This window comes from Burkholderia sp. PvR073, from assembly GCF_054055695.1.
In genome coordinates this window covers 1-18979 of the sequence record NZ_JBSRXO010000010.1, presented here as the reverse complement: position 1 = coordinate 18979, position 18979 = coordinate 1, and the positions used below count along the sequence as shown (strand labels likewise).

Annotated in this window: 16 protein-coding genes; 9 read left to right on the top strand and 7 right to left on the bottom strand. The window is 67.1% G+C overall.

The window, feature by feature from the left end; translation table 11 throughout:
- Positions 1-622 precede the first annotated feature (622 nt).
- Both pqqE and pqqD read right to left on the bottom strand, forming a co-directional pair.
- Entirely contained in the window at positions 623-1747 is a 1125-nt protein-coding gene (gene pqqE / locus ACVK00_RS25700; RefSeq protein WP_354123365.1) for a pyrroloquinoline quinone biosynthesis protein PqqE, read from the bottom strand.
- A gap of 1 nt (position 1748) precedes the next feature.
- Positions 1749-2030 (bottom strand): pyrroloquinoline quinone biosynthesis peptide chaperone PqqD, encoded by a 282-nt coding sequence (gene pqqD, locus ACVK00_RS25695; protein ID WP_006751646.1) that lies wholly within the window; start codon positions 2028-2030, stop codon positions 1749-1751.
- 119 nt (positions 2031-2149) lie between these two features.
- On the opposite strand from pqqD, the gene ACVK00_RS25690 reads away from it, so the two are divergent.
- Entirely contained in the window at positions 2150-3202 is a 1053-nt protein-coding gene (locus ACVK00_RS25690) for an RNA-guided endonuclease InsQ/TnpB family protein (RefSeq protein WP_354123366.1), read from the top strand.
- A gap of 13 nt (positions 3203-3215) precedes the next feature.
- On the opposite strand, the gene pqqC is transcribed toward ACVK00_RS25690, so the two are convergent.
- Positions 3216-3935, bottom strand: a complete 720-nt coding sequence (gene pqqC / locus ACVK00_RS25685) for a pyrroloquinoline-quinone synthase PqqC (protein WP_354123367.1) — start codon at positions 3933-3935, stop codon at positions 3216-3218.
- 119 nt (positions 3936-4054) lie between these two features.
- On the opposite strand from pqqC, the gene ACVK00_RS25680 reads away from it, so the two are divergent.
- On the top strand, positions 4055-5107 hold the full coding sequence (locus ACVK00_RS25680; protein WP_354123410.1) for an RNA-guided endonuclease InsQ/TnpB family protein: 1053 nt from the start codon (positions 4055-4057) through the stop codon (positions 5105-5107).
- A gap of 19 nt (positions 5108-5126) precedes the next feature.
- On the opposite strand, the gene pqqB is transcribed toward ACVK00_RS25680, so the two are convergent.
- The 3 genes from pqqB to ACVK00_RS25665 all read right to left on the bottom strand — a co-directional run bounded on the left by pqqB (position 5127) and on the right by ACVK00_RS25665 (position 8482).
- Positions 5127-6050, bottom strand: a complete 924-nt coding sequence (gene pqqB, locus ACVK00_RS25675; RefSeq protein ID WP_228910298.1) for a pyrroloquinoline quinone biosynthesis protein PqqB — start codon at positions 6048-6050, stop codon at positions 5127-5129.
- A gap of 64 nt (positions 6051-6114) precedes the next feature.
- A complete protein-coding gene (pqqA, locus tag ACVK00_RS25670) occupies positions 6115-6189 on the bottom strand; it encodes a pyrroloquinoline quinone precursor peptide PqqA (protein WP_006410019.1) in 75 nt (24 codons plus the stop codon).
- Positions 6190-6481: 292 nt separating this feature from the next.
- A complete protein-coding gene (locus ACVK00_RS25665) occupies positions 6482-8482 on the bottom strand; it encodes a sigma-54-dependent Fis family transcriptional regulator (RefSeq protein ID WP_284901737.1) in 2001 nt (666 codons plus the stop codon).
- A gap of 131 nt (positions 8483-8613) precedes the next feature.
- On the opposite strand from ACVK00_RS25665, the gene ACVK00_RS25660 reads away from it, so the two are divergent.
- Together ACVK00_RS25660 and ACVK00_RS25655 are read left to right on the top strand one after the other, a co-directional pair.
- Positions 8614-8799, top strand: a complete 186-nt coding sequence (locus ACVK00_RS25660) for a hypothetical protein (RefSeq protein ID WP_228910300.1) — start codon at positions 8614-8616, stop codon at positions 8797-8799.
- Between the two features lie 26 nt (positions 8800-8825).
- Positions 8826-9830, top strand: a complete 1005-nt coding sequence (locus ACVK00_RS25655; RefSeq protein ID WP_284901735.1) for an alpha/beta fold hydrolase — start codon at positions 8826-8828, stop codon at positions 9828-9830.
- On the opposite strand, the gene ACVK00_RS25650 is transcribed toward ACVK00_RS25655, so the two are convergent.
- Positions 9815-12115, bottom strand: a complete 2301-nt coding sequence (locus tag ACVK00_RS25650; protein ID WP_354123368.1) for a TonB-dependent receptor — start codon at positions 12113-12115, stop codon at positions 9815-9817. The two genes, ACVK00_RS25655 and ACVK00_RS25650, sit on opposite strands and share 16 nt — an antisense overlap.
- A 719-nt stretch (positions 12116-12834) precedes the next feature.
- Here ACVK00_RS25650 and ACVK00_RS25645 point away from each other — a divergent pair.
- The 5 genes from ACVK00_RS25645 to ACVK00_RS25625 all read left to right on the top strand — a co-directional run.
- On the top strand, positions 12835-14562 hold the full coding sequence (locus ACVK00_RS25645; protein WP_284901733.1) for a methanol/ethanol family PQQ-dependent dehydrogenase: 1728 nt from the start codon (positions 12835-12837) through the stop codon (positions 14560-14562).
- A gap of 75 nt (positions 14563-14637) precedes the next feature.
- Positions 14638-15903, top strand: a complete 1266-nt coding sequence (locus tag ACVK00_RS25640; protein WP_284901731.1) for a c-type cytochrome — start codon at positions 14638-14640, stop codon at positions 15901-15903.
- A gap of 75 nt (positions 15904-15978) precedes the next feature.
- Entirely contained in the window at positions 15979-16296 is a 318-nt protein-coding gene (locus ACVK00_RS25635) for a high-potential iron-sulfur protein (protein WP_284901729.1), read from the top strand.
- Between the two features lie 16 nt (positions 16297-16312).
- A complete protein-coding gene (locus ACVK00_RS25630; protein WP_284901739.1) occupies positions 16313-18178 on the top strand; it encodes a sigma-70 family RNA polymerase sigma factor in 1866 nt (621 codons plus the stop codon).
- A 244-nt stretch (positions 18179-18422) separates the two neighbouring features.
- The coding region (locus ACVK00_RS25625; RefSeq protein ID WP_456826964.1) for an acetyl-coenzyme A synthetase N-terminal domain-containing protein at positions 18423-18979 on the top strand (557 nt) is incomplete at its 3' end.

The window sequence follows — 18979 nt, the reverse complement described above, 5'->3', positions numbered from 1 at the left end:
GGCCGGATCCGGGCTACACTCCGATCGATCGGGTATTGCGATGAAATGTCAGCGTCGAAGCCGGATGCACCGGCTTTAAACGTCATACAGGCGGCAGTCGACGGAATTGAGCGAGTTCGGTCGGGGAAGCGCTGAATGTGAATCGGCGATGCCTCTTTTGCATCGTACACGCTTCAATTTCGGACAAGCGCCTGATGCGGCAATTTTCATCGAACACGAATGGACATTACGCGAATGTGTCGCGTCGTTTCAACAATGAAATACCGGTGTCATCGTCGAATCTGCCGGGATAGCACCGCGCAAACGTTGTCGGTGAAACGGATTTACCCGTGAACCAATACAGGGAATTACGGGGAATTACTCGGGATTACTCGAGACTCGTGTGCCATGCGAATCCCCGTCATTTAGAGGATTTGTCGACACCCACTCGTCGTATGAGATTTCGTCCGACACGGACTCGAGCGGAATCGCATCCGGATCGAAACGTTTTCATGACCGTCGTGCGGCGGTCGAATGGGGAAATCGGTCTCGGGCGGCCACGCGCGGCGCGGCACACGAATGCGCCGCGCACATATCAAACGCGCGCCTGAATGACGGGCGTCAACGCGACGGAATGCAGCGCTCAGCGCCCGATCGAATTGGCGACACTGCGAAAGATCAGCGGACGCTCGTCCTGCCGCCCTGCCCGCCGCGCGAATTGCACGGCCTGCTCGACCTGGCCGTGATGCGCGGACTTCGCGCAGACCGGATCGGCCTCCGCCGGATCGCCCGCCAGCATGTATGCCTGGCACCGGCACCCGCCATGATCCGTATTGCGCTCGTCGCAGGTACGGCACGGGTCGCGCATCCAGCCGTCGCCGCGAAACGCGTTGAAGGCGTCGCTGTCGTACCAGATCTCCTTCAGCGACCGGTCGCGCACGTTCGGCAGCACGAGACCGGGCAACCCGCGCGCGGCGTGACACGGCAGCGCGGTGCCGTCCGGTGCGACGCCGAGGAATACCGAACCCCAGCCGTTCATGCAGGCCTTCGGCCGCTGCTCGAAGTAGTCGGGCACGACGAACAGGATCTTGCACCGTTCGCCGACGAGCTTGCGGTAGCGGTTGACCGTGTCCTCGGCTTCGCGCAGCTGTTCGACGGTCGGCATCAACTGGTCGCGATTCAGCATCGCCCAGCCGTAGTACTGCGTATTCGCGAGCTCGAGAAAATCCGCGCCGAGGTCGAGCGCCATCTCGATGATCTGGCCGACGTGCGGCAGGTTGTACCGGTGCAGCACGCAGTTCAGCACCATCGGATAGCCGTGCGCCTTGATCAACCGTCCGACGTCGCGCTTGAGGTCGAAGGTGCGCGTGCTGGTCAGGAAATCGTTCAGCTCGCGCGTCGAATCCTGCAGCGACAGCTGGATATGATCGAGCCCGGCCGCCTTGAGCCGGTCGATGCGCGCGGCATTCAGGCCCACGCCCGACGTGATCAGGTTGGTATAGAAACCCAGCGACCGCGCATGCTGGACCAGCACCTCCAGGTCGCCGCGCTGCAGCGGCTCGCCGCCGGAAAAGCCGATCTGCGCGGCGCCGAGCGCGCGCGCGTCGCTGATCACCGTGCGCCATGCGTCGGTATCGAGTTCGGCACCGTGCGTCGCGAAATCGACCGGGTTGTAGCAGAACGCGCAGTGCAGCGGACAGCGGTACGTGAGCTCGGCGAGCAGCCACAGCGGCGGGGATGGCTGGGTCGGTGCAGGTGTCGTGTCCATGTCAGTCGAGCCAGCCGCGCAGTCGCGCATGATCGAGGAAGCGGTACACGTCGGACGCGAGGTCCGACGTGCTGAACAGCCGCTCGAGTTCGTCGATGATGTCGTCGAGCTCGCGCGTGCCGTCGCAGCGCGCAAGGATCTCGCCCGCGCTCGGATTGAGCCGGACCATGCCTTCCGGATAGAGGAGCACGTACGCATCCTGGGCCGCCTCCCACTGCAGGCGGTACATGCCCCTCAGCGAGGGGCGCAGCGGCACGCCGCTGACGGCGTCGTTGGAGTTCATCAGAATTTGCTCCGAGAAACCCCGCCATTTCCCCCAAGGGGACTTCCTTCGGGGCGGATGGCGGGAAGGAAAGGAGTGCTGTTGACAGGCAGCTTCTTCCACGGGTTAGGATCACCGGCATGATTCTTGTCTACCGCTACCGCGTGAAGTCGCTCAACGGACTGCTCAACAAGCAGAGCCGTGCGGTGAACTACGTCTGGAACTTCTGCAATGACACGCAGAAGCACGCGCTCAAGTGGAGCAAGAAATGGCCGACGGGATTCGATCTGAACGTGCTGACGACGGGGAGCAGCAAGGCGCTCGATATCCACTCCGGCACGATCAACGCCACGTGCGAGCAATACGCGAAGTCGCGCAGCCAACATCGACGTCCCTACCTGCGCTATCGCGGCAGGAAATCGCTGGGCTGGGTGCCGCTGAAGGGCCGCGACCTGAAGCGCGAAGGCGATGCGTTTCGTTTTGCCGGTAACACGTTTCGGGTATTCCACAGCCGGGCGCTTCCCGAAGGCAAGATCAAGGACGGGACCAACTTTACACAGGACGCCCGCGGCAACTGGTTTCTCAACATCGTGATCGAGATGCCCGATGTTCAGGCCCGCCCCATCCGTTCCGGTGTCGGCATCGATCTCGGCCTGAAAGACTTCGCCACACTTTCGACCGGCGAGAAGCTGCCCAATGACCAGTTCGGTCGACGCGCGGCGGAAAAGCTTGCGAAAGCGCAACGGGCGCGAAAGCACAAGCGGCATATCGCGAAGTTGCACGCCAAGGTCGCGAATGCCCGTGCCGATTTCCAGCATAAGCTCGCGCTCGATCTGGTGCGGCGTTTCGATTACCTCGCGATCGGCAACGTGTCTGCCGTCAAACTTGCCAGAACCAGGATGGCGAAGAGCGTCTACGACGCGTCCTGGTCGTCCTTCCGAAACAAGCTCCGCTACAAAGCGATCGCGCACGGAGCCACGTTCGAGGAGGTCGACGAAAGCGGTTCTACCCAGTCCTGTTCGGCGTGCGGGTCGAAAGACAGCACGACGCGGCCGAAAGGTATCGCGGGACTGCGAATGAGAGAGTGGGCCTGTAGTGACAGTGGTGTCGAGCATGATCGAGATACCAACGCTGCGCTGAACATTCTCCGATGCGGACGTGCATCGCAAGGTGTGGGAATCACCTGCCTTTAGGCGGGTGAGGACGTCAAGCGGGGTACGCCTTTTCAATCGCGTCGAGAATCGACCACAGCACATCGAGCTTGAACGACAGGATGTCGAGCGCGCGCCGTTGCGCGTCCGGTGTCGTGAAATGGTTCAGCGTCACCGCGAGCCCGTGCTCGACGTCGCGCTGCGCGAGCGGCACGCGGCTGCGGAAATACTGCAACCCGTCCGCCTCGATCCACGGATAGTGGGACGGCCAGCCCGCGAGCCGGTCGAGGTGGATCTGCGGCGCGAACATCTCGGTCAGCGACGAGCACACGGCTTCCTGCCACGGCGCATGCCGCGCGAAATTGACGTACGCGTCGACCGCGAACCGCACGCCGGGCAGCACGTGCACGAGCGACCACAGTTCCGCGCGCTCGATGCCGACCGCTTCGCCGAGCCGCGCCCATGCCTCGATGCCGCCTTTCTGGCCGCCGTGACCATCGTGATCGAGAATCCGCTCGACCCACAGCCGGCGCGTATCGCGGTCCGGGCAATTGGACAGGATCGCCGCGTCCTTCAGCGGAATGCTGATCTGGTAGTAGAAGCGGTTCGCGACCCAGCCGCGGATCTGCGCCGGCGAGCACGCGCCGGCATTCAGGCGCCGGTTGAACGGATGATGGATGTGGTAGCGCGATTCGAGCGCGCGCAGGCGCGCCTCGAACTCCTGCGCACGCCAGGGCGTCGCGTGCAGCGCCGCGGCGGGAATCGGTGCGTTCATCAGAATTTGCTCCGAGAAACCCCGCCATTTCCCCCAAGGGGACTTCCTTCGGGGCGGATGGCGGGAAGGAAAGGAGTGCTGTTGACAGGCAGCTTCTTCCACGGGTTAGGATCACCGGCATGATTCTTGTCTACCGCTACCGCGTGAAGTCGCTCAACGGACTGCTCAACAAGCAGAGCCGTGCGGTGAACTACGTCTGGAACTTCTGCAATGACACGCAGAAGCACGCGCTCAAGTGGAGCAAGAAATGGCCGACGGGATTCGATCTGAACGTGCTGACGACGGGGAGCAGCAAGGCGCTCGGCATCCACTCCGGCACGATCAACGCGACGTGCGAGCAATATGCGAAGTCGCGCAACCAGCACCGGCGCCCTTACCTGCGCTATCGCGGCAGGAAATCGCTGGGCTGGGTGCCGCTGAAGGGGCGTGACCTGAAGCGCGAGGGTGACGCGTTCCGTTTCGCCGGCAACACGTTTCGAGTGTTCAACAGCAGGCCGCTTCCCGAAGGCAAGATCAAGGACGGGACCAACTTTGCGCAGGATGCACGCGGCAACTGGTTTCTCAACATCGCGATTGAGATGCCGGATGTTCAGGCCCGCCCGATCCATTCCGGTGTCGGCATCGATCTCGGCTTGAAAGACTTCGCCACACTTTCGACCGGCGAGAAGCTGCGCAATGACCGATTCGGCCGACGCGCGGCGGAGAAACTGGCGAAAGCTCAACGGGCGCGAAAGCACAAGCGGCATATCGCGAAGTTGCATGCCAAGGTCGCGAATGCCCGTGCCGATTTCCAGCACAAGCTCGCGCTCGATCTGGTGCGGCGTTTCGATTACATCGCGGTCGGCAACGTATCGGCCGTAAAACTCACCAGAACCAGGATGGCGAAGAGCGTCTACGACGCATCCTGGTCGTCCTTCCGGGACAAGCTTCGTTACAAGGCGATCGCGCACGGAGTCACGTTCGAGGAAGTCGACGAAAGCGGTTCTACCCAGTCCTGTTCGTCGTGCGGATCGAAAGACAGCACGACGCGGCCGAAAGGTATCGCGGGACTGAGAATAAGAGAATGGGCCTGCAGTGACTGTGGTGTCGAGCATGATCGTGATATCAACGCTGCCGTGAACATTCTCCGATGCGGACGTGCATCGCCAGGTGTGGGAATCACCTGCCTTTAGGCGGGTGAGGACGTCAAGGTCAGATCTCGAATTGCATGCCGTCGTGGGCGACCTCGATGCCGTGCTCGCGCAACTGCGCACGCTGCGCGGAACCGGGGTCGAGAATCGGATTCGTGTTGTTGATGTGCGTGAGGACCTTGCGCGTATGCGCCGGCAACGGCCGAAGCCGGTCGATCATCCCCGGCTGCGCCGCGTCGCCGCACTGCGCGAGATGGCCCATGTCGGCCGCGTGCTTCGACGACAGGCCGAGGTCGATCATTTCCGTGCCGGTCCAGAACGTGCCGTCCACCAGCACGAGATCGGCGTCGCGCATCGCGGCGCGCACGTCGTCGTCGACGTCGGCGAGCCCCGGTGCGTAGAATGCCTGGCGGCCCGTGGCCACATCTTCGATCAGGAGTGCGATGTTATCGCCAGGCACGCCTGCCGCACGCCGCGGCGAATAAGGCGGCGGCTTGCTGTCGACGGGCACGGCGGTGAAGCGGATGCCGCCGGCGCCGGGAATCGCGAACGGTTCGCCCGGCGCGATCGGGTGTACGTCGACGCCGCAGTAGTGGCCGAGCAGCGGCACGAGCGGCAGCCCCGTCGACAAATCGTCGAGTACGGGGGCGCTCGCGTACAGCGGCAACGGCGACGTGCGCTCGCGCAGCATCAGCAAGCCCGTCACGTGATCGATCTGCGCGTCGCACAGCACGACGGCGACGATCGCGCTGTCGCGGATCGCGCGGGCCGGCTGCAGGTCGGGATCGGCGCGCAGCTGCGCGAGGATGTCCGGCGACGCGTTCACCAGCACCCAGTCGATGCCGTCGCCGCTGACCGCGATCGACGATTGCGTGCGCGGCACGATGCCGTCGGTGCCGGCCCGCGCGCGACGGCAGTTGCCGCAGTTGCAGTTCCATTGCGGCAATCCGCCGCCGGCGCCCGAGCCGAGTATCTTGATCTTCATCTGCGTGTGCTCCCGGTGCCGCCCGCATCGTGTCCGTCGATGCGGGCGGCACTGCGCGCGTCGATCAGCGGTTGGCGATGTACATCGTGATTTCGAAACCGAAACGCAGGTCGGTATAAGCCGGCGTGGTCCACTGCATGATGTGTCTCCTTGTTGAGTGAGTGAGTCGATAACAACCGCATCGATCGAGCGGCCGATACCCATTCAGCAAGGAGCGTGCCGGGGCCGGATTTGTGTCGCGCAGCCGCGCGCGAGGACGTGCGGCAGCCGCCGGGTGGTCACGCCACCGACATTCTTTCTATTTCCATACATCGGTATTTCATCAACCTTCCACGGAAGGTTCGCGGCATGCGTGTCCGGTTGAGCCGGTGTTGAATCCTTGAACACCGTGTGTTGCAACCTGACACACCCGTGGAACAGTCGCGCCGCCGTCAGCGCTCGTCGGGCTCCAGCGCATCGGGTCCGGCGGCCGGCATCTTGCGGTAGATCGTGTTGCGCGACACGCCGAGCGCGCGTGCGGCGGCCGACACGTTGCCGCCATGGCGCGCGAGCGCGGCCGCAATTGCGGACGCGGCCACGTCCTGCAAGCGCGCATCGCAGGCCGCGAACGCAGGCGTTGGCGCGGCCTGCGGCTGGGTGCAGGCGCCTTGTGCCGCCGGCCCGTCGTCGGGCCGCACGTCGTCGAAGAAGTCGTCCGGCAAATGCTCGCAGCGGATCTCGCAGTCGTCGTCGACCATCGCGGCCGCCGTACGCAGCAGGTTCGCGAGCTGCCGGAAGTTGCCCGGCCACGCGCAGCGCTCGAACAGCGCCATCACGTCGGGCGCGACGCTCAGCGGCCGGCGCCCGGGCCCCGACAGCGTTTCCCGTTGCAGCATCTTCTGGACGACCACCGCGAGATCCGTGCGGTCGCGCAGCGGCGGCAGGCGCACGACGAGGCCGTTGAGCCGGTAATACAGGTCCTCGCGAAAGCGGTTCTGCGCAATCATGTCGCGCAGGTCGCGGTGCGTCGCGCAGATGATCGCGATGTCGACGCCGATCGCCTTCGTCGAGCCGAGCGGATTGACGATGCGCTCCTGCAGCACGCGCAGCAGCCGGACCTGCAACGGATACGGCATGTCGCCGATTTCATCGAGAAACAGCGTGCCGCCGTTCGCCTGCAGCAGCTTGCCGGTCGCGCCCTTGCGGCGTGCGCCGGTGAACGCCCCCTCCTCGTAGCCGAACAGCTCGGATTCGATCAGCGTCTCGGGAATCGATGCGCAGTTGACGGCGACGAACGGCCCGTCGCGGCGCGGCGAGTCGTTGTGGATCGCCTGCGCGAGCAGTTCCTTGCCGGTCCCGGTTTCGCCGGTGATCAGCACCGGAATGTCCTTGCCGATCACCTTGCGGACCTTCGCGATCACCGCCGCCACCTGCGGATCGCCGGTGTCGAGATAGCTGAGCCGCGACAGGTTCGCCGCGCCTTGCGCAGCCGGCGGCCGCGCGGCCGGCGCGGCGCCGTCGTGCACTTCGGCGGGCCGGCTGCCCTCGGCCCGCAACGCGCGCCGGAACTGCACGCGCGCGCAGACCACCGCGCCGTTGCCGAGGTTCAGCGACACGTGCGGCTCATTGCTCGCGCGCATCCGGTCGATCAGCTGCGCGCTCGTCACGTCGAACAGCGACGCGAGCGTATGCGCGCGCAGCGCGGCGAGCGGCATCCCGAGCTGGAACTGCGCGCTGCGGTTGGCCGACAGGAAACGGCCGTCCGCGGTGAACGCGACGATCCCTTCCATCAAGGTGCCGAGGAATTCGGGGCGACCGTGGAACGACACCTGCAGCGTCTCCTGGAAGGTCGTCGTGAACAGGTGGTTCTCGATCATCTGCACCGACATCTTCGCGAGCGCCATCGTGTGCTGGTGATAGCTGCGGTGATCGCCCGTCACGTCGAGCACGCCGATCGCGTCGCCGTACGGATCGAGGATCGGCACGCTCGAGCAGGTCAGGAAATGGTTCGCGGCCAGGAAGTGCTGGTCGCCGTGCACGACCATCGGGCACAGCTCCGCGAGCGCGGTGCCGATCGCGTTGGTGCCCTGCCGGTTCTCCGCCCAGTTCGCGCCGGGACGCAGCGCGACCCGTTCCGCGCGCCGCAGGAAATCGTCGTCGCCGATCGAATGCAGGATCAACCCTTCCGCATCGGTCAGCACGATCATGCTTTGCGTATTGACGATCTGCTCGTGCAGCGTCTCCATCACCGGCATCGCATGCACGCACAGCACGCGGTTCTGCTCGCGCTTGAGCGCCAGCGCGGCGCCGGACAGCAAGTCGTAGTCGGGACGTGCCGTCGCCTGCAGACCGAACGTCTCGGACCGCTCATGGGACTTCTGGATCGTCGGCGTCGGCCAGCCGGGCGCAGGCGTGGCCCGTGCGTTGGCCGTCGGATGAACGTCATCGCGCATTGTCTCCTCCGGGGATCCTTCCGGTCGGTGCCGGACTGTTTGTCCTGAATCAAGCAAACTTCGGGCCACGCTGCCTACGATGCTCCAGCCGAGCGTCGTGTATCGCGGCCTCAGCGCCCAATGAAAGCAAGATGCAAGCAACCGCCCGGCGCTCGCGACGCAAGCGGCGCGACGACAGCCGACGTGAGATCCATCGCGAATTCACCCGTCGCCGTTACCGGTCGATTCCGATCGTCGTTGCTGGCGCGATTCTGGCTTTGACGTCGGTCAAGCTGCGGCCGGTTTGGGCTTCCCCGCCGCATCGGCCATTACCCTGACTCCGACGCCTGAACGCCTCGACGACATGACGCACCGACCACACAGACCGCGCCGCGCTACTTCCGGCTCCCCGCCCGCCCTGTCCCGCGACGCATGCCGGATCGCGTGGACCGAAGCCGGCAATCCCCTCGGCCAGCCCGTCGTCGTGCTGCACGGCGGCCCCGGCAGCGGCAGCCGGCCCGCTGCGGTGCTGCATGTGTTCGATCTGACGCGGACGCGCGTCGTGCTGGTCGACCAGCGCGGCGCGGGCGCGTCGACGCCGCGCGGCGGCCTGCGTCACAACAATACGATGCGCCTGATCGGCGACCTCGACGCGTTGCGCGCGCAGCTTGGCATCGCACGCTGGGGCGTTGTCGGCGGATCGTGGGGCGCGGCGCTCGCGCTCGCATACGCGGGACGGCATCCGTCGCGCGTGACCGGCGTCGTGCTGCGCGGGTTGTTCCTCACGTCGACGCGCGAAGTGCGCGGCCTGTTCGTCGGCGCGCGTGCGCGGGCACCGCGGGCATGGCAGCGCCTGACCGCCGCCGCCGGCACCACGCGTGCCGATCGCCTGATCGGCTGCTGCGCGCGGCGTCTGCAGCCGGGCGCCGGGGCGGCGCGGCAACGCGCGGTCGCGCTCGCGTGGAGCGCATATGAAGACGCGATCCTGACCGGGCGGCCGGCACGCGGTGCGCGCCCGACCCAACGCACCGTCGACCGGCTGATCGACAAATACCGGATCCAGGCGCATTACCTGCAACGTGCGTGCTGGCTCGGCGAGCGCCGGCTGCTCGCGCTGGGGCGACAGGCCGCACAGGCCGGCGTGCCGCTGCACGCCGTGCACGGCACGCGCGACCGCGTGTGCCCGGTCGACAACGTCGACCGTCTCGCGCGCGCGGTGCCGGCCGCCATCGTCGAACGCGTGCGGGCCGGGCATCTCGCGAGCGACGCTGCGCTCGCGCATGGCGTCGCGCGCGCGGTGCGTAAGATGCTGACCGCCGCCGCGGACGCACCACCGCCGGCCGGATCGCCCGCTCAGTCCCACGCATAGCGCGCGCCGATCCACCCGCCGCGCGGCGCACCCGGCCCGACGAACAACTCGTTGACCGGGTTGAGCCCGTCGAACGCGTGATTCGGGCCGTTGAAGAAGTTCCGCCCGAGCATCCCGAAGCTCGCGTAGCGCTTGTCGAGCAGGTTGGTGACCGACGCGAACAGTTGCAGCTGCTTCGTGACCTGCCAGGTCGTGTCGAGGTCGATCAGGAAGTAGCCGGGGACCTTGCCGCTCGCGTCCTGGTTGTTCTCGTCGCCGCGCGCGAACACGCCGCTGCGGTACGTGATGTGCGTGCCGACGTTCCACTTCGGCGTCGCCGCATAGTCGAGCCGCAGCTTCACCGTGCTCGACGCGATCCCGGGAATGCGGTCGCCGGAGCGGACGACGATGTTGCCGTGCGCATCGGCGCTCGAATTGCTCGCGCTGCTTTCGGTCCACGTCGAACGGTAGCGGGCGTCGACATAGCTGTAGCCGACGCCGATCCCAACCGGCCCCAGCCGCGTATGGCCCGCGAGTTCGAAGCCTTGCCGGCGCGTCTTGCCGACGTTCTGGAAATAGCCGAGCGTGCTCGCGCCGCCGTTGCTGCTGATGAACTGGATGTCGTCGTCGAGCGTCGTGTCGTAGACGGCCGCGCTCCACGTCGTCGCGTCGCCGGCCCGGCCGCGCGCGCCCAGCTCAAGCGTCTTCGCGATCACGGGCTTGAGCGCCGGATCGGCGAGGAAATCGTTCGGCAGCGAGCACGGCGCGGCCGGATCGGCGCACGCGAGCTCGATCGCGGTCGGCGAGCGCATCCCTTCGTTGTACGTTGCATACGCGGTGAACCCCGGCGCCGGATTCCACGTGACGCCGACGGCCGGATTGAACCGCGAGAACATGTGACGCGCGGTGAGCAACGGCTGCCGGCCACTCACGTCCTCGATCGCCGAGCGCGACCCGTTGTAGCGCCCGGCCAGCGTCAGCGACCATTGCTGCGTGAGCGCCAGCGTGTCGTCGAAGTAGACGCCGTAGTTCGCGTTGCGCGTCTTCGCGCGCGTCGTCTGCATGAAGTCGCCGATGCCGAGCGTCGCGCGCGTGTCCGTGAACGCCGCATCCTGCGACGACTGGTCGAAACCCGAGTTCGCGAGATCGGCGGACACGCCCACGACGAACTGGTTGTCCATGCCGGCGAGCTTGCCGAGCAGCGTCAGCTGCAGGTTCGCGCCGTAGCTGTCGGTCGTGATCACCGACCGGTCGTTGCTCGTCTGCACGGTGTCGGTCTGGCCGGCGGCGTCGACGCTGCCGAAATCGTCGTTCACGTTGCTGCTGGTATTGGCGTTGCGGTAGTGGCGGTAATAGACGTTGCCGCTGAGCTGCACCTGGTCGTTGAACGAATGATCGCCCGACACTGTGACGTACGCGGCGCGGTTGCGATTCAGGTCGGGATAGGTATAGGCCTGCGCGCGATTGTCGAGAAACGAGCGCGGAATCGTCTGCGTGCCTTGCAGCGCGTTGTCCGCCCCGCCGGCCGAGACCGACAGCGTCGTATCGGCGTCCGTGTAGCGCAGCTTGCCGAATCCCTGCCGCACGCGGCTCGCGTTGTGATCGGCCCAGCCGTTGTCGTTCGCGACGTTACCCGTCACGTAGTAGTCGAGGTGGCTGCCGATGCGTCCGCCCTGCTCGATCTGCACGGTCTTGCGTCCCCACGACCCGACCGACACCTGCACGGCGCCGCCCGGGCTCGTCCTGCCGTTCTTCGTCGTGATCGCGAGCGCGCCGCCCAGCGTGTTGAGCCCGTAGGTCGGATTCGAGCCGGGGATCAGTTGCATCGTGTCGATCGCCGCTTGCGGGATGAGATCCCAGTTCACGACGTCGCCGAACGGCTCGTTGACGCGCACGCCGTCGACGAACACCGACAAGCCCTGCGGCGTGCCGACGACCGGCGACGCCGTGAAGCCTCGGTAGGTCACGTCCGCCTGGTACGGGTTGCCCTGTGCTTCGTTGACGTCGACGCTCGAGACGTTCCTCTCCAGGTAGTCGGTCAATACGCTGTCGTGCTGACGCGCGATGTCGTCGCCGCGAATCGTCTGGACGTTGGCCGGCACGCGCGACAGCGGCGTGCCGATCCCGAGCAGCGGTGTCGTACCGACGACGACGATCGGCGCGAGCATCGGCGCATCGGTGTTGCCAGTCGGCTCGACCTGCGCGCATGCAGGCGTCAACCAGCCGCCGAGCATGCTGCCGACGCACAGCATGACGCCCGCGCGCCGGGCGACGAAGCGGCGCGTCGACGCATCGGTTTCCTTCATCTCCATGTCTCCTCTTTCTGTTTATTTATGTCGTTATCCGTAACGATGCGTGGACGGCAATCGACGTTGCTTTGATCGACCGGAGCTGCGGACGGCATCGGAACGGTCATTGCGCTGTGTCACCGCACGCGATCGTTTGAGGTCGACAACGGCAAGAAGCATGCCGACGCACGCACGGCCCAGCCGGCGGTATGCGGCCGCCGCCACGCAGCGTCGCGCGGCGCGTCCCTGTTGCAGTTCGTGTCACCGCTGTCGCACCTGTCTCTATCTGGATCAGTGACGCGGCAGCGCTGGCCGTCACACGCCAAGGGCGAACGGCCCGTGGCTGCCGATTGCATGCGCCCCGTCACCGAGCACGATCGGGTCTCCCCTTCGACGCCGATCACCGGTCTTGCGCCGCGCGTGCACGCCTCCAAAGAGCGCACCGAACGAACACGCGCCATCGCACGCGATGCGATGCGCACCGCCATCGACGCACTGTCATGTTTCGCAACACTCCGCCCGCGGCTGTCCCCGAACGCAACACCCGCGGATCACCCGCACTGCGTCGCACGCGTCGCCGCCGCGCGCGCAATCGGCCGCTGCGCGTTGCGCGGCAAGGCGCTCACCGCAGTGGCATGCGATTTGCATGACTGGCTGCGCACTGGACCCGGATCCCAACCCTGCCGGCCCGGCCACGCGTTGGCCGCGGTGCGACCACAATGACTCAGGAGACAACCATGAAAAAACTCTCGGCTTCGACGCGCCGACTGGCAACGATCGGCATCGCGGCAGCCGTCGCCATCGTCTTGAATCCCGGCCTCGTGGACGCCGCCGCGGACTATCCAGCCGTCACGTACCAGCGACTCACGGACGCGCAACGCGATCCGGGCTGGCTCACCTACTACCGCACGTACAACGGCCAGTCGCATTCGCCGCTCAAGCAGATCGACCCGTCGAACGTGAAGCAGCTCACGCAGGCGTGGAGCTACAAGTTTCCGGTCGAGTTGAAGCAGGGTTTCGAAGCCACGCCGATCGTCAACGGCCGCTACCTGTTCGTGACCACGCCGAAGGACAACGTGTACGCGTTCGACGCGGCCACCGGCGCGCAGCTGTGGAAATACGAGCCGAAGCTCGGCGCGGAATCGTTCAAGACGGCCTGCTGCGACGTCGTGAACCGCGGCGTCGCGCTGTACGGCAAGAACGTCTACGTCGCGATGCTGAGCGGCGAAGTGGCCGCGCTCGATGCGCAGACCGGCGCGCTCGTGTGGAAGAAGCAGATGTTCGAGCCGGGGCTCGGCTACGCGTTCTCCCTCGCGCCGCTCGCGATCGACGGCGCGATCGTGGTCGGCAGCTCGGGCGGCGAATACGGCGCGCGCGGCTTCATCGCCGCGTTGAGCCCGACCGACGGCGCACTGCTGTGGAAGCGCTTCACGATCCCCGGCCAGGGCGAGAAGCACGCCGATACCTGGCCCGACGGCATGCAGGCGCACGGCGGCGCACCGGCCTGGCTGACCGGCACCTACGACGCGGCGACGCGCACGCTGTACTGGGGCGTCGGCAATCCGGGGCCGTGGCTCGCGGATCTGCGCCCGGGCGACAACCTGTACTCCGATTCGCTGCTCGCGCTGGACCCGAAGAACGGCGACCTCAAGTGGCACTACCAGTACACGAAGCACGACACCTGGGACTACGACGGCGTCAACACGCCGGTGCTCGCGACGATCAAGTACAAGGGCAAGGAACACGACGCGATCATCCACGCGGACCGCAACGGCTACTTCCACGCGATCGATCGCGACACCGGCAAGCTGATCTACGCGGAACCGTTCGTGAAAGCGACATCCGTCACCGGCTACACGGAAGACGGCGCGCCGATCCAGGATCCCGCGAAGTATCCGAAGGTCGGCACGACGATCGACACATGCCCGAGCTTCCTCGGCGGCAAGAACTGGTGGTCGGTGTCGTACGACCCGCAACGCCATCTTGCGATCGTGCCGGCGCTGCATGCGTGCATGAGCCTGTCGGGCAAGTCGGTCAACTACATGGAAGGGCTGCCGTATCTCGGCGAAGGCTTCGAGATCAAGCCCGAGCCGGGCAGCGAAGGCTACGGCGAACTCCAGGCGATCGACGTGAACACCGGCAAGAAGGTATGGAGCCACTGGAGCAAGCTGCCGTGGAACGGCGGCGTCGCGACGACCGCGAGCGGCCTCGCGTTCAGCGGCTCGCTCGACGGCCACCTGTACGCATTCGACGTGTCGACCGGCAAGGTGCTGTGGGAAAGCCCGAAGCTTGCGAGCGGGATCATCGCGCAGCCTTCGGTGTTTGAAGTCGATGGCAAGGAGTACGTAGCGGTACTCGCCGGCTACGGCGGCGCGAACCCGATCTGGGGCGGGCCGATGGCCAAGGCGGCGGACGACGTGCCGCGCGGCGGCACGCTGTACGTATTCGCCCTCGACCGCGGCTGATCTCCACCCGGCCGACCGTATTGCGCCCGCGCCGCCGGCGCGGGTGCCTCCCCCGTTTCCAACCGAGCGACGATCATGAACCTTCCACTTTCCCGCCTCGCCGTGGCCTGTGCGCTCGCGGCAGGCACGGTGCTGCTCCCGGTGCCGTCCACGGCCGCGACGCCGGTGCGCGTCTGCTCGCTGCCCGGCACGCCGACGGCCGCGCTCGACAAGGCCGTCGCCCGCGACGTGTTCCGCACGGCCGGCATCGCCGCCACCTTCTCCGCGCACGACGCGGGCGGCAGCGACGACGACGGCGTGTCCGCGCACGAGCTCGCCGGCATCCTCGAACGCGATTGCGACGTGCTCGCCGGCTTCCCGCGCTCGGCGATCGCCGACGCATCCGATACGAAGCTGCTGTTCTCGCAGGGCTACCTGCGTTCGGGCTACGTGAGCGTCACGCGCCGCGACGCCGGCACCCCGACGGCCGGCCGCGAAATCGTCGCGGCCACTTACGCGAGCCCCGCGCAGCTGATCGCGGTCCAGCAGAAAGACGCGCGCTTCGATCTCGAGAACACGTCCGAGCAAACCGTCGATGCGGTCGCCCGCGGCCGCGCGCATCGCGCGATCGTCTGGTATCCGGCGGTCGTCGCGTATCAGGCCGCGCATCCGAAGCAGGCGTTCCGCATCGGCGCGACGTCGTCGCCGTATGCCGAGTGGCAGCTCACGTTCGCGTTCGCACCGCGCTCGGCCGCGCTGCAGCAGCGTATCGACTCGGCCCTCACGCACATGAAGAACAACGGCCGGCTGGCCGCGCTGACCCGCAAGTGGGCGCTGCCCGGCAGCGCACTCGAAGCGCACGAGTCGCGCACGCCAACGCGCTTCCTCGACGGCGCGACGGCAGCCGGCGGCCGTCACCCGGGCGGCCTCCTGCGGGCGCGCAACGTGACTGCCGGCGGCGGCTTCATCCGCGTCGCCGCGGGCACCGGCGACCCCGCACCCACGTTCGACGCCACACAAGCCGCGCACGGCAAGGAACTCTACGGCAATGCATGTGCGAAATGCCACGGCGCCGACCTCGAAGGCAACACCGCGCCCGCGTTGAGCGGCACGTCGTTCGCACCGCTGTCGCATTCGCACCTGACGATCGGCGGCGTGTTCGGCTACATGGCGACCAACATGCCGGCCGACCAGCCCGGCAAGCTCAAGGACGAAGAATACGCGGACCTGATGGCCTTCCTGCTCGCGTCGAACGGCTATATCGCCAGCAAGAACAAGCTGACGGCCGATGCCGCACGCGCGTCGACCGCGCCGCTCATCGCCGGCCCCGCCGCACACAAGGACGCGAACGCGAGCCAGTAACACCGGGCAAGCGGCTTCGCCACGCGATGCGGGCCGCGCCCTTCCCCACGATTTCATCTCGACCAGGACACGACCGTGACGCACCCGACCTCCCGCAGAACCTTCATCGTCAACACGCTCGGCCTGTGCGCCGCGCTCGCCGCGGGGCGCACCGCTTATGCGGCGGCGCCGCTCGTCGACGAGAACGACGCCGCCGCGAAGACGCTCGGCTATCGCGCGCATGCGTCCAGCGTCGACGCCGCGCAGTTCCCGAAGTACCAGGCCGGCCAGCGCTGCTCGAACTGCCGCTTCTACAAGGGCGAGGCGGCCGATGCGAGCGGCACGTGCCCGATGTTCGGCGGCAAGTCGGTCGCGGCAGACGGTTGGTGCAACGTGTATGCGAAGCGCGCGTGACGCGTCGCGCGACGGGATGCCGGCGCGGCACACACCGGCGCCCACGGCCGGCCGCGACGACGGCGCACCGCCGCACGCCGTCGCGCATCTCCACGCGCTGATCGCGACCGGCCTGTCGCGCGGCTTCGTCACGCGCGGCGACATCATCGACGCGCTGCCCGACGATGATGCGAATGACAGCGGCGTCGATACGGTGGCGGCAGTGCTCGGCGAACTCGGCATCGCGGTGTGCGACAGCGCCGCTACCGCGAGCGGCTGGACGCTCGAGCGCTACTTCCGGCCCGCGCCGCCCGCGCGCGCATGGACCGATGGCGCCGGCACGCTCGCCGCGGCCGACCTGCTCGCGCCGCGCACGACCGATCCGGTCCGGTTGTATCTGCGCGAGATGGGCACGACGCCGCTCCTCACGCGCGACGAGGAATTCGCCTATGCTCGGCGGATCGAGCGCGGCCGCGCCGCGTCGGTCGCGGTGCTGTGCGGCGACCCCGATGCGCTCGACGCGCTCGTGTCGATCCGCGTCGAGATCGCGCAATGCCGGGCCGCCGCCTCGACCTATGTGATCTTTCTCGACGACGGCCCGCGCGACGACACGACGGCCGATCACGCCGAGGCGGGCACGTCTGCCGCCGCTGGCGGCGAACCCGCGCGCGACGACGATACGGAGACCGATACGCAGACGGAGGATTCGGCCTGGCGCAACGCGGTCGTGGCGCGGCTCGCACGCATCGACGCACTTGCGCACGGCATGCGCGCGGCGCTCGCGTCCGGCGGCAGCGCTTGCGCCGCATATCGCTCGCACATACGTGACGCCACGGCACTGCTCCGCACATTGGGCTTGTCCGCCCGCGCGCTCGAACGGATGAGCGAGCCGTTGCGCGGCCGCGCACGCCGGCACCGCGCGTTGCGGGGCCGGCTGGAGCGGATGCTGGCCGACGTCGGCGTCCCGCCGTCGTTCGCGCAGGCGGCCGACGACGATCACGCCGGCTGGCTCGCGTCATGCATCGCCGCGCACCCGGCCTGCGCGCCGACGCTGACGAGACGGGCGGCCGAGTTCGTCGATGCACGCGACGCGATCGCGCGCGCGGCCCCCGCATCGGAACTGCCGCCCGGCGCGACCGCGTCGCTCGATGCACGGCTCGGCGCGATCGAACGCGCGATGCAGCCGGCGAGGACGGGTTTGTTCGATGCGAACCTGCGGCTCGTCGTGTCGATTGCGAAGCGCTATCCGGATCGCGGCCTGCCGTTCGCCGACCTGATCCAGGAAGGCAACATCGGACTGTTGAAGGCCATCGAGCGCTACGACTACCGGCGCGGCTTCCGGTTCTCGACTTACGCGACCTGGTGGATCCGGCAGGCGATCACGCATGCGCTCGCCGACCTCGGCCGCACGATCCGCGTGCCGACGCATACGGTCGACGCGCTGAACAAGCTGTCGCGGCTCGCGCGCGAGCATCGGCAGCGCGCGGGCACCGCGGCGACGCCGGCCGAACTGGCCGTCCACATGGGCGAGCCGGTCGACAAGGTGCGCGACCTGATGGCCATCGTGAAGGAACCGGTCTCGGCCGACGTGCCGGTCTCGCCGGAAGGCGACATGACGTTCGCCGACGTCGCGCCGGACACGTCGACGCCTTCTCCCGAAGACGCGGCCGGCGCCACGCAGTTGCGCCGCACGATCGCTGCGGTGATCGATCGGCTGCCGCCGCGCGAGGCGATGGTCCTCAAGCTGCGCTATGGGCTGCACACGGACGAAGGCTGCTCGCTGCGCGACATCGGCCGCCAACTGAACCTGTCCGCCGAACGCGTGCGGCAGATCGAGGCGTCGGCGCTCGCCCGCCTTCGTGCGTCCGACACCCTCGGCCTGCTCCGGTCGTTCATCGCGTAGCACGTGGCGGCATCGCGGGCGGCGCTCACCGCACGCCGTGTTGACGTCTGCAACACGTCTGCTGCATTTCGACGCAAGCGGCAAGCCGACAAGTACACCGACCGTCCTCTTTTTCATTGCTTTGCAGTGCAGATCGATCGACGGGAACAGCATGACAGAGCGCACACACGCCGCTCCGTTCGAATATCCAAGCGATTGGCATGCAAGTTGCGTTTCAACCCTCAGGCCACACACTACGATTTCCATGGAGAACACCTTGACCGCCCTCGTATCGATCCTTCAGGAACGCCGAATCTTCGAACCGACGGCCGACACGCGCGAGCGCGCAACCATTTCCGGCATGCCGGCCTACCAGGCGCTGGCCGCCGAAGCCGAGCGCGATTACGAGGGCTTCTGGGCGCGTCTCGCCCGCGAAGGCCTCAGCTGGCACAAGCCGTTCACGAAGGTGCTCGACGAGAGCGACGCACCGTTCTACAAGTGGTTCGACGACGGCGAACTCAACGCGTCGTACAACTGCCTCGACCGTCACGTCGAAGCCGGCAACGGCGAGCGCGTCGCGGTGATCTTCGAGGCCGACGACGGCACCGTCACGCGCGTCACCTACGCCGCTCTCCTCGCACGCGTGTCGCGCTTCGCGAATGCGCTGAAGAAACGCGGGATCGCGAAGGGAGACCGCGTCGTCATCTACATGCCGATGTCGATCGAGGGCATCGTCGCGATGCAGGCCTGCGCGCGCATCGGCGCGACCCACTCGGTCGTGTTCGGCGGCTTCTCCGCGAAATCGCTGAACGAGCGGCTCGT

Excerpts from the sequence above, each read along its gene's own strand:
- pqqE (WP_354123365.1), bottom strand. The coding sequence starts at position 1,747 with ATGGACACGACACCTGCACCGACCCAGCCATCCCCGCCGCTGTGGCTG.
- pqqD (WP_006751646.1), bottom strand. The coding sequence starts at position 2,030 with ATGAACTCCAACGACGCCGTCAGCGGCGTGCCGCTGCGCCCCTCGCTG.
- ACVK00_RS25690 (WP_354123366.1), top strand. The coding sequence starts at position 2,150 with ATGATTCTTGTCTACCGCTACCGCGTGAAGTCGCTCAACGGACTGCTC.
- pqqC (WP_354123367.1), bottom strand. The coding sequence starts at position 3,935 with ATGAACGCACCGATTCCCGCCGCGGCGCTGCACGCGACGCCCTGGCGT.
- ACVK00_RS25680 (WP_354123410.1), top strand. The coding sequence starts at position 4,055 with ATGATTCTTGTCTACCGCTACCGCGTGAAGTCGCTCAACGGACTGCTC.
- pqqB (WP_228910298.1), bottom strand. The coding sequence starts at position 6,050 with ATGAAGATCAAGATACTCGGCTCGGGCGCCGGCGGCGGATTGCCGCAA.
- ACVK00_RS25665 (WP_284901737.1), bottom strand. The coding sequence starts at position 8,482 with ATGCGCGATGACGTTCATCCGACGGCCAACGCACGGGCCACGCCTGCG.
- ACVK00_RS25660 (WP_228910300.1), top strand. The coding sequence starts at position 8,614 with ATGCAAGCAACCGCCCGGCGCTCGCGACGCAAGCGGCGCGACGACAGC.
- ACVK00_RS25655 (WP_284901735.1), top strand. The coding sequence starts at position 8,826 with ATGACGCACCGACCACACAGACCGCGCCGCGCTACTTCCGGCTCCCCG.
- ACVK00_RS25650 (WP_354123368.1), bottom strand. The coding sequence starts at position 12,115 with ATGAAGGAAACCGATGCGTCGACGCGCCGCTTCGTCGCCCGGCGCGCG.
- ACVK00_RS25645 (WP_284901733.1), top strand. The coding sequence starts at position 12,835 with ATGAAAAAACTCTCGGCTTCGACGCGCCGACTGGCAACGATCGGCATC.
- ACVK00_RS25640 (WP_284901731.1), top strand. The coding sequence starts at position 14,638 with ATGAACCTTCCACTTTCCCGCCTCGCCGTGGCCTGTGCGCTCGCGGCA.
- ACVK00_RS25630 (WP_284901739.1), top strand. The coding sequence starts at position 16,313 with ATGCCGGCGCGGCACACACCGGCGCCCACGGCCGGCCGCGACGACGGC.